Source organism: Proteus myxofaciens ATCC 19692, from assembly GCF_001654855.1.
Classification (GTDB): Bacteria; Pseudomonadota; Gammaproteobacteria; order Enterobacterales; family Enterobacteriaceae; genus Proteus; species Proteus myxofaciens.
This window is the reverse complement of record NZ_LXEN01000023.1, coordinates 1-9,819: the sequence shown is the minus strand read 5'-3', so window position 1 is coordinate 9,819 and position 9,819 is coordinate 1. Positions and strand designations below refer to the sequence as shown.

Here is a 9,819-nt window from a genome sequence, read left to right as displayed (position 1 = left end):
ATTTTTTGTTTCTAATAACAATACTTAGTTGACTTTTTTCCATTGTGATTTTCTCTCTAAAAATTTTCTTTAAGCTAAAAATAGAAACATCACAAAAGAAGGAAAATCGCTGAATGACGATAGAAACTAAAGAAGAACGATTACAACAAATTTTACTTGCTCAACAAGATTCTTTAGATAATGAGGATCCTTTAGATAATGATGATCCTTTGTTAGATGACGTTAGTAGTGAAGAATTCGATGAAGATGGAACGGAAAAACAAGAAGATGATAAAGGTGGAAAAGATAATATGGCACAGGATATTGTTGTTAATTTTAAGCAGATAAAGTTATCACCAGATGAGTTAGATAACAGTGTAATTATTAATGAAAAAATAAAGTATGAGGTTGAAATAACAGGCACTGATTTACGCTTAGCTGAATGGAAAACAGGGCCTAAAGAAATACTTGTTTTACCTAATAAAAAAGATGTTTTTGTTTCAATTATAGATGATAACAAAACGGAAATTACATTAACGGGAAATCGAAGTGGTACGGCTTCATTAAATTTAATCTTAAAAGATGAAAATAATGAATATCCAACGTATAGCACGAATTTACAAATCAATGTTTCATCAGGCGAAATCATTTCAACAGGCTGTGCTGCTAGTAATTGTGCAGGCATTGATGATTTATTAACCATACGCTCAGAATCAATGCAATGGCCAAATCGATGGGAAGACGTTTCTAAATATTTTATTGTCCATTTACGTAATGAAGAAGGGCGAGATGTTCAATATAAAGAAGTTGAACTGATTTTGTTAACAGATAAAAGTAGGATCACAGTAGAGCCGATAATTTTAAAATCTGATGATGATATCGATGGTAAAACAAGAACGAATAAATATGGAATTGCAATATTCAAAGTAAGATTTCAAAATTCGATGATTGGAGAATTAGCGGTATTTCAGGCAAGAACAGTAGACCCTAATGATCCAGATGAATTTATTCTTTCTAAAGAATTCTATGTTGAAATTACTAATGAAAAATTAGCATCTCCTAAAATACCGGCTACATTAAATGGCGTTTTAAGCTATCAAGGTGATAATTATTGCATTAGTGCTAACCTTATTTTAGGACAGGAAATCAGTGAAAGTACTCAAGTCGGTTTTTATTTTAATGATGAGTTAAAAATGTTGCCTTGTACTGATCAATCTGCGATTTCAGTCAAATTAGATCAACATTTATTAAAAAACGGCATCCATTATATTTCATTCTTTACCGTTGATGTTTATGACAACGTTAAATTCTCTCCTAGAGAGCGTATTATTATTGATAATTCAGTCACAGGAGAGTGCGACAAAAAAATTAAGAATATTGTACCTAAACCTAATATTAGTGCGACCATACCGCAAATTTGCGACCGTTATTTTAATTCTATGAATATTCGATTACTTCCTACTATGTGTCTACAAGTCAAAAACCGTGTAGCACAGATGAATATTCAAAAGTTAATTATTATTTTCAATGGCTATTCTAAACATGACAGTAGTTCTAAACAGTTAGTTTATCGTTCAACGATGGAAATATATGCTGATGATATTCGTGTAAATACGCTATTAACTGATATTAAATCTAATGCTGAATTAGCTAATATTATCGAGTTCAAAGATCCTGTACTTAATAATATTCTTGCTGATGCATTACCAAATATTGAAGTTGGATTTTTGGGAATACAGGTTATGGTTTTTGAAACGAATGGTGATTGTTATCTATGCAGTGAAACGATGTATACCGTGTATTTACATTAATCGTGTTCTACTTAATTAATATTTCAATTTTGGGTAGAGAGCCACAATAACGTGGCTCTTACTTCTATATGGACTAACGTTTTAGTTTTTTTAAAGCATTGGTGATAGAAAGAATGGTAATAGAGCTAAAAATAAGTTGTATCCCAATCAATGCCATTACTAAGGTAATGGAATTTTCTGGGCCAAAAGCGAGCAAGAAGTAAGCAATAACAATATCTAGAATACCAACAAGAATATTAAACCATCCATAATAACTATCTTTTATTTGTTTGAAGCCAAGGCTTAAACGCAAGATCCCTGCAAATATAAATAAAAATCCTATAAGGAATGCGAGAGTTAATAAACCTTGTACAGGATCAGTGATAAAAATATAACCTAGTAAGAGATAAATAAAACCCGCTAATAGCGTAATGACCATCGACCAGCGTGAGGATATTTGACTATTAAAAGCTCCGATAATAGTCACAATCGCACTAGCGAAGAAAATAACCCCCAATATGATACTAACAGCAACACCTGAAGAAATAGGATTAATAATACAGATAATACCTGCAATAAATCCAAGAATGGCAACAACATTCATAAAAGTGCATTGTTTTTTCACTAATTTTTCAGTGAATTGAGACAAATTATTTTTATTAATATCTAACATAGTAACCTCTTTAGGACCTCTTTGTTTTTATACTTAATGCTTAAGCTAAATTATAGCAATATTTATCTATATGGTATGATTTCTTTAAATAAATAGATAATAAAATTAGAGTCAGGCTTTAGAGAGAAAGAATATATGAAATAGGAGTTAGAAGGAGTAAGGTGATATTGCAATCCGAAGATAAAATCAAATGATATGTGGAGGGTAATATGTCTGATATTGTGTATTTAAATCATCAGTTTGTACCTAAAGAGCAGGCTAAAATATCTGTTTTTGATCGTGGGTTTTTATTTGCTGATGCAGTATATGAAGTGACAGCCGTTATTCATGGAAAACTAATTGATTTTGATGGGCATTTCTCGCGCTTACAACGCTCATGTAAAGAATTAGAGATGCCTTTTTCTCTAACTAAGCAAGAATTAAAAGATGTACATTATCAACTTATTAAAAAAAACAAATTAGATGAAGGACTTATTTATTTACAAATAACTCGTGGTGTAGATTCATCTCGTTTTTTTAGCTTTCCTTCTTTATCGACGCCATTAACGGTAGTCGCCTTTGTACAACACTCGACTGTATTAGCGCATCCTAATGCCAAAAAGGGGATTTCAGTTATAGCGCTTGAAGATATTCGTTGGCAACGCTGTGATATTAAAACAGTAGGGTTATTAGCAGCTTGCCTTGCAAAGCACCAAGCTCAGCAACAAGGTGCTGATGATGCAATCTTAATTAAAGAAGGCTATATCACAGAGGGTAGCTCCAGTAATTTTTTTATTGTCAATCATGATAATGAAATTATTACACGGCCTCTTAGTCATAGTATTTTGCCAGGCATTACTCGACAAGCCATTATTCAATTAGCTAAAGAAGCACATTTAAAAGTAATAGAGCGATTATTTACACTTGAAGAGACAAAAAACGCAAAAGAAGCATTTATTAGCTCAGCAACAACATTAATTTGGCCTGTTATTTCGATAGATGAACATCCTATTAATCAAGGTATTGTTGGCCCATTATCGCAACGTTTAAGAGAAATATATCTTGAGAAAGCATTAAGTTAAAAAGAATTAAAAATAAATAGTAAGAAAAGAGATTAACATTATCGCACTGCCTTAAGATTTTTATGAATAAAAAGTCAGTGCGATATATTTTATTGACTGTTGTTAATTATGATGTTCGATGATCATCACTGCGGTTGTATCTGCTTCTAAAGCACGTAATACATGTGTCACATCACCGGGATAACAAATATAATCACCTGGATGTAATTCCTGTTGATCTTCAATAGTACCAACCATAGCACTGCCACTAATAATAATTATATGCTCAGTTACATTTTTACTATGTGGTTCTGAAACGCGATCTTTGCCAGGTTGTGCAATCAGTGTATAAATATCTCGTTTGGCGCCATTAGGGCAAGAAGAAAGTAAAAATGCATGGTAATACGCTTTTTCTGCACTTATTTTAAAGCCATCTCCTTTACGAATAACTTTGACCTCAGATTTTGGGGATGAAATAAGCTGAGAAAAAGGAATATTTAATGCTACACAAATTGCCCATAGTGTTTCAATACTCGGGTTTCCTTGTCCTGATTCTAGTTGAGATAGCGTTGATTTAGCGATACCTGCTCGTCTTGCTATTTCTGCAAGTGATAAGCCTGCTTTTTTTCTCTCTCTTGCTAGTGCTTTAGAAATAATATCAATAGGTGCACAAGGCGATGACATCATAGTTTCCTTTAAAAATCATCTTGCAAAAAAATTCATCGTTCAACATAATGAACACATCGTTCAATATAAAATACTTTATTCTATGCAAATTAAAAGCTGTCTTGATAATAACGTACTTAGAGATATTCTGCTTGTTTCATTAGCTGATGGTATTGTTGGTATTTCTTATGGAGCCTTAGCACATACACAAGGTTTTGATTTTTGGGTACCGCTTGCGCTTTCTATCTTTGTATTAGCAGGAGCATCAGAATTTTTATTTATAGGTGTTGTTGCGATGGGAGGAAGTGCAATTTATGCAGCCTTAGCTGGGCTTATGGTTAATGCGAGACATATTCCTTTTAGTTTAGCTGTAAAAGATTTACCCGGTAAAGGACTTAAATCTTTACTTGGTTTTCATATATTAAATGATGAAAGTGTTGTTTTTGGGCTTTCTCAAAAAACAACAGAACAAAATAAATTAGCATTTTGGATCTGTGGATTAGGAATATTTCTTGTCTGGCCTTTAGGTACAATGATTGGTGTTTATCTAGGCTCATTTATTATTGATATTAAAACATTAGGTCTGGATGCGATGTTTCCTGCGGTTATTCTGGCTTTAAGTTTACCGGCTTTAAAAAATAAGCTAACACGTACAGCCGCTATAATTGGTAGCTTAATTGCACTGGCGACTACACTCTTTTTGCCTGTTGGTTTACCCGTATTGCTGTCTTTATTTGGTGTGTTATTTGTTGTGAGGAGAATGTGATGTCAACAATTTCGATTATTACAGGGATTTTTATTCTTGCAGCGGGAACTTATGCAATGCGAATTTCAGGGCTGTTATTAGGGAATAAAACAGAAATATCGACACGTGTAAAAGAAATCTTTTCTTTATCAGCTATTGTTATCCTATTTTCTGTTGCTATGACATCAACTTTTTTTGATGGAAATCAACTCGCCGATATATCAAAAATTATTGGTGTTGGTGTGGCTGGTATTCTTACTTGGCAAAAGAAACCCTTTATTCTTATTGTATTAAGTGCAGCAGTAGTCACTGCCGGATTACGTTGGTTAATTCAACTTTGGTCTTAATTACAAAAAGATTTAAGATAACGAGATAAGTATAAAATCTATAAATAAAAAAGGAGGCATGCCTCCTTAATATAATTACATATCAGCTAATTTACTCATTATCATAAGATTTTATTTCTAATGGTAAATTAACAATAAAACCAATACCTTTATTATCAATTCCTTCTGTTAGGGTAATTGTGGCTTGTATTTTATTTGCTAAATTGTGTGCTATTGATAATCCCAAACCACTGCCAACTTCTGTTGAGCCAGGTACACGATAAAACCGTGAAAATAGGGCGCTAACATGCTCTTTAGCAACACCAGGGCCATTATCTCTTACGATGATATTAATATTTTTAGCTTGGTTTTCTTCAATCGTAATTTCAACTTGGCTACCTTTAGGGCAATATTTTATCGCATTATCAAGAAGATTATTAAAAATAGATAATAGCGCCTGTTTATCTGTTTTTATTTCTAAGTTATTACCTTCATTTAATGATAATTCAATATTTTTGGTAATCGCATAGGGAACATGTTGAGCAATGGCGCTACCTATCACATTATAAATATCGAGTGTTTCAATTTTAAGTGGAAAATCATCACTTTCTAATCTAGCCAAATCAATAAGTTGATGTGAAAGAGCAGCAGCTCTATCAAGAGATTGCTTCATATCTTCAATAATTTCTTCTTTTTCTTGGCAATTATCAACTAAAGAGAGTAAATGTAATTGAGCAATAACGGCAGCAATTGGGGTTCTTAATTCATGTGCAGCATCTGCCATGAATTGTTTTTCTCGAACATTAGCTGCATCAATTCTAGCCATTAATTGGTTAAGTTCTTTAAATATAGGGCGTATTTCTTTAAATTGTTGGCCAACATTAATAGGCTTTAAATTACGAGGTTTGCGATTAGAAATAAGTTCGGCAGCTTGTCTTAAAGGACGTAAACTAAAATAGGCTGTAATTAAAATAGCCAGAATAACTGTTGCAAGAATAAACAAAAAGGGAACAAAAGTCCCTTCTACTGGATTACCTATCACATGGCCTCTATCTTCAACTGATTCACCAATAAATACCTTAATTTTATGCTTACTTCCCCAACTATAAGAAAGAAACCACTTTTCACCTGCTACAGATATTTTTTCAGAAGCAAGAGAAAGAACTTGTGTGGGAATAGGTAATTCAGGCCTATTAGTATAAATTAGCGTGTTATCTTCATTTAATACGATAAACCAAGGTAAATATTGAAGTGAATCATCTTCACCGTTTAACATGGTATCGGTATACATACTTTGCAGGTTATGGGCAACCGCTTTTACTATTTCAGGTTGGTCTGCTACGATTTCTAGAGTATTAGCAAACCCTTCAGCAATAATTTCTTGTTGTTGATTATAGACTTCATCAAAGTCAGGCATATAATCAAATTCTATCCATGCTAACCAAACGCCCCATAGCATAATGATAGAGATAATCTGAAGTGCAATTGTGTAAATAAAGAAAGAACGGATCTTCATTAATTAGCTTCTTTTTTTAATAGATATCCAACACCACGAACTGTAATTATGCGCTCTTTGCCTATTTTTCTACGTAAATTATGCATATGTACTTCAAGAGAATTACTTTCTATTTTGTCATCTAATCCAAATAGGCGCTGTTCTAATTCTGATTTGCGCACAACATTATCTGTATTTCGCATGAGTTCATATAATAATTGATACTCTTTTCCTGATAATAAAAGAAGTTCATCATTTAATGTCACTTGATGATTAGCTGGATTAAGTTGCAAATCACCAATTGACCATATTTGTGAAGAGAATCCTGCCATTCTGCGACTCACCGCTTTAACTCTAGAAATAAGCTCAGGCATGGCAAAAGGTTTTGGTAAAAAATCATCAGCACCTGAATCTAATGATTGGACTAGATTATCCATTTGAGTCCGTGCCGTTAAAATAATGATTGGAATTTTTTCTCCCGATTTTCTTAAGGCAATAAGTTCGTCTTGTCCATCACCATCGGGTAATCCTAAATCTAATAACATTAAGTCAAAAGGGCGCTGACTTAATTGATTTCTTGCATCTGTAAGTAATCTAACCCAACATGGCTGAAAACCTGCGATTTCAAGACCACGGCAAAGTGCTTTACCTAGTTGTAAATCATCTTCAACCAATAAAATATTCATAATAATACCTATCCGAATTAACTTTAAGAAAGTATAAAAGCCAAATAAAAATTGAGCAATCTAATACGATATAAACTTAGGTTTGATTAATGAATTCTTAATCTAAGGTAAATTTTTATTTTATTAATAAATTTATAGATTAAAATAAAATCAAGACGATAAAATATGTAAATTATTTATATCTAACAATTGGATAGGATTATAAAAGATGAAAGGCTAATTAAATTTACCTTAATTAGTGCTTTCTGCTTTATCTTAAAAATTTTTTGAGATTTAATTAACTTTCTAGAAAATGAATTAAAATTAATATGTTACAAATTTTGTCAGGATGATGGGATGATAATAGTACTAGTTTTATTAATAGTGAAATTTTCTCTTAGAAAGCAATCGTTTTATCCGTAGATTTATTGGAAGTGTTTCATCTTGTTTTTTTATTATAAATATATAACTGTTCTATTCTATATTCGCTATATTATTATTTATGATAAATTAAAGTAATCTTAATTATTTTATCTTTTGGATATAACAATAAATGGAAATGAATAAAATCTTTAGTGACGAACAATCATTACTCTGCGTCAAAAATATTCTCTCCTCTCAGCGAGTATTATACTAGCTAGTCATCATTTTTGCTCTGAGATTATGTCTTTTTTATTTTTTCTAGTAAATTAACATTGCTGTTAGTCAACCGAGTAAAATCTTATTAATATTTTATTTTAGGTTAATTTTAAGGCTATATAATTCATTGATATTAATCTAAAAAAATAAATACTCGCCATCACACATAATGTAAAGCTATTTCTCGCGTAAGATTGTTTAATACATTGGTGTAGATATTTATATCAAAAATAGGTAACGTAATTAAGATAGACAAAAAATTATTTTAAAATCTTGCAAAAGATAATATAAAAATAAGGTATTTGTTTAAACGCTTATTAATAGCAGGAGGCTTTGTATGAGTTTACTTTTTTCTTCAAAAAAATTAGGCCCTCATCAATTAGATAATCGAATTATCGTCGCACCGATGTGCCAATATTCTGCACAAGATGGCTACCCAACGTCATGGCATACTATGCATTATGGGCAGCTAGCTTTATCAGGTGCTTCGTTAGTTATTATTGAAGCAACAGCAGTAGAGCCTAAAGGAAGAATTAGTTATAAAGATTTAGGTCTTTGGTCTGATAAACATGCTAGTGAATTAAAAAATTTAGTGGAAAATATCAAACAATATTCATCGGCTAAAATAGGTATTCAACTAGCTCATGCTGGCCGTAAAGCATCTACTGATTTGCCTTGGAAAGGGGGGAATTCATTAGCACCTAATGATCCTAATGGTTGGCAAAGCGTTGCACCCTCTGCTCTTGCTTTTGGTGAAAATCATGAGCCAACGGCATTAACTATTGATGAAATTGAAAATATTAAAGATGCATTTGTGCAAGCGGCTAAAAGAGCGGAATCAGCAGGAATAGATGTTATTGAAATTCATTCTGCTCATGGGTATTTATTGCATGAATTCCTATCTCCATTATCAAATCATAGAACTGATCTGTATGGTGGTAATTTCAACAACCGCAGTCGGTTATTATTTGAAGTTTTTACTGCGGTAAAAAGCGCTGTTTCTGATAATGTGTGTGTTGGGGTACGTATTTCAGCAACAGATTGGGTTCAAGGTGGTTGGGACTTAGACAGTTCTATTGCTTTAACGCAACATCTTGAAGAATTAGGCTGTGATTATATTCATGTTTCTTCTGGTGGATTATCAGATAAGCAAGAAATTACTATAGGACCTAATTATCAAGTGCCTTTTGCTCAAGCAATTTATAATGAAACGCAGCTTCCTGTTATTGCTGTCGGACTGATTACAGAGCCTGAACAAGCAGAAGCTATTTTATTAACAGAGCAAGCTGATTTTATCGCACTGGGTCGTGGCCTACTTTATGATCCTCGTTGGCCTTGGCATGCAGCGGCAAAATTAAAACAGACAATAAAAGTAGCACCGCAATATTTACGTTGTGCACCGCATGGTAGCAAGGATTTCTTTAAATAATTATTTTATACCACTGATTACTTAATCTTTTTTTAGGTTGTCGGTGGTGTTTTCTTTTTTTACAATATTTCAGGTAAAATAGATTAATTAAGAAATAACACAATAGATAACATGAAACGAATACCTTTATTACAGCAGCCTAGGATTGCTTAAGGCGATGTGTTTTGGAATGCGAACACATCATCAGAGAATAAGCATTCTTTGATGACTCATTAATAGATAGCGAGTCATATCATGAAACAGAAACATTGGTCACATGTAGAATATCTCCATGAGACAGTAAAAAATAAGAATATTATTATTAAAGGGCAACACAGCTATTATAGTGATTGCTGGGATAATGGGTTTGAAGCATCCGTTGTTCGTTATCTT

The 9,819-nt window shown here is 32.5% G+C and carries 9 protein-coding genes and 1 pseudogene; 6 read left to right on the top strand and 4 right to left on the bottom strand.

Annotation, left to right across the window (positions count from 1 at the left end; translation table 11 throughout):
- Positions 1–113: 113 nt before the first annotated feature.
- Positions 114–1,790, top strand: coding sequence for a hypothetical protein (locus M983_RS02695; protein WP_066746647.1), 1,677 nt, complete (start codon positions 114–116; stop codon positions 1,788–1,790).
- Positions 1,791–1,863: 73 nt separating this feature from the next.
- On the opposite strand, the gene M983_RS02690 is transcribed toward M983_RS02695, so the two are convergent.
- Positions 1,864–2,442 carry an HdeD family acid-resistance protein gene (locus M983_RS02690; RefSeq protein WP_066746646.1) on the bottom strand — a complete coding sequence of 193 codons (579 nt, stop codon included), beginning with the start codon at positions 2,440–2,442 and terminating at the stop codon, positions 1,864–1,866.
- Between the two features lie 209 nt (positions 2,443–2,651).
- Here M983_RS02690 and M983_RS02685 point away from each other — a divergent pair, with 209 nt between their 5' ends.
- Positions 2,652–3,503, top strand: a complete 852-nt coding sequence (locus M983_RS02685) for a D-amino-acid transaminase (RefSeq protein WP_066746645.1) — start codon at positions 2,652–2,654, stop codon at positions 3,501–3,503.
- A 102-nt stretch (positions 3,504–3,605) separates the two neighbouring features.
- On the opposite strand, the gene M983_RS02680 is transcribed toward M983_RS02685, so the two are convergent.
- Positions 3,606–4,166: a helix-turn-helix domain-containing protein gene (locus M983_RS02680; protein WP_066746644.1), complete on the bottom strand. Its 561-nt coding sequence runs from the start codon at positions 4,164–4,166 to the stop codon at positions 3,606–3,608.
- Between the two features lie 85 nt (positions 4,167–4,251).
- Between M983_RS02680 and M983_RS02675 the strand changes: the two genes are divergently transcribed.
- On the top strand, positions 4,252–4,914 hold the full coding sequence (locus tag M983_RS02675; protein WP_066746643.1) for an AzlC family ABC transporter permease: 663 nt from the start codon (positions 4,252–4,254) through the stop codon (positions 4,912–4,914).
- Positions 4,911–5,240 (top strand): AzlD domain-containing protein, encoded by a 330-nt coding sequence (locus M983_RS02670; RefSeq protein ID WP_083954526.1) that lies wholly within the window; start codon positions 4,911–4,913, stop codon positions 5,238–5,240. Before M983_RS02675 ends, M983_RS02670 begins: the two co-directional genes overlap by 4 nt.
- A 91-nt stretch (positions 5,241–5,331) precedes the next feature.
- Here the strand turns inward: M983_RS02670 and M983_RS02665 are convergent, their stop codons facing one another.
- Together M983_RS02665 and M983_RS02660 are read right to left on the bottom strand one after the other, a co-directional pair.
- Positions 5,332–6,735, bottom strand: a complete 1,404-nt coding sequence (locus M983_RS02665) for an ATP-binding protein (RefSeq protein WP_066746640.1) — start codon at positions 6,733–6,735, stop codon at positions 5,332–5,334.
- Positions 6,735–7,400: a response regulator gene (locus M983_RS02660; protein ID WP_066746638.1), complete on the bottom strand. Its 666-nt coding sequence runs from the start codon at positions 7,398–7,400 to the stop codon at positions 6,735–6,737. Before M983_RS02660 ends, M983_RS02665 begins: the two co-directional genes overlap by 1 nt.
- A 955-nt stretch (positions 7,401–8,355) precedes the next feature.
- Here M983_RS02660 and M983_RS02655 point away from each other — a divergent pair.
- Both M983_RS02655 and M983_RS17860 read left to right on the top strand, forming a co-directional pair.
- Positions 8,356–9,447: an NADH:flavin oxidoreductase/NADH oxidase gene (locus M983_RS02655; protein ID WP_066746636.1), complete on the top strand. Its 1,092-nt coding sequence runs from the start codon at positions 8,356–8,358 to the stop codon at positions 9,445–9,447.
- A 234-nt stretch (positions 9,448–9,681) separates the two neighbouring features.
- Positions 9,682–9,819: pseudogene (locus tag M983_RS17860) on the top strand (CatB-related O-acetyltransferase); the annotation flags it as partial.

Coding starts and splice junctions, on each gene's coding strand:
- M983_RS02660 (WP_066746638.1), bottom strand. CDS start 7,400: ATGAATATTTTATTGGTTGAAGATGATTTACAACTAGGTAAAGCACTT.
- M983_RS02695 (WP_066746647.1), top strand. CDS start 114: ATGACGATAGAAACTAAAGAAGAACGATTACAACAAATTTTACTTGCT.
- M983_RS02690 (WP_066746646.1), bottom strand. CDS start 2,442: ATGTTAGATATTAATAAAAATAATTTGTCTCAATTCACTGAAAAATTA.
- M983_RS02675 (WP_066746643.1), top strand. CDS start 4,252: ATGCAAATTAAAAGCTGTCTTGATAATAACGTACTTAGAGATATTCTG.
- M983_RS02665 (WP_066746640.1), bottom strand. CDS start 6,735: ATGAAGATCCGTTCTTTCTTTATTTACACAATTGCACTTCAGATTATC.
- M983_RS02685 (WP_066746645.1), top strand. CDS start 2,652: ATGTCTGATATTGTGTATTTAAATCATCAGTTTGTACCTAAAGAGCAG.
- M983_RS02680 (WP_066746644.1), bottom strand. CDS start 4,166: ATGTCATCGCCTTGTGCACCTATTGATATTATTTCTAAAGCACTAGCA.
- M983_RS02655 (WP_066746636.1), top strand. CDS start 8,356: ATGAGTTTACTTTTTTCTTCAAAAAAATTAGGCCCTCATCAATTAGAT.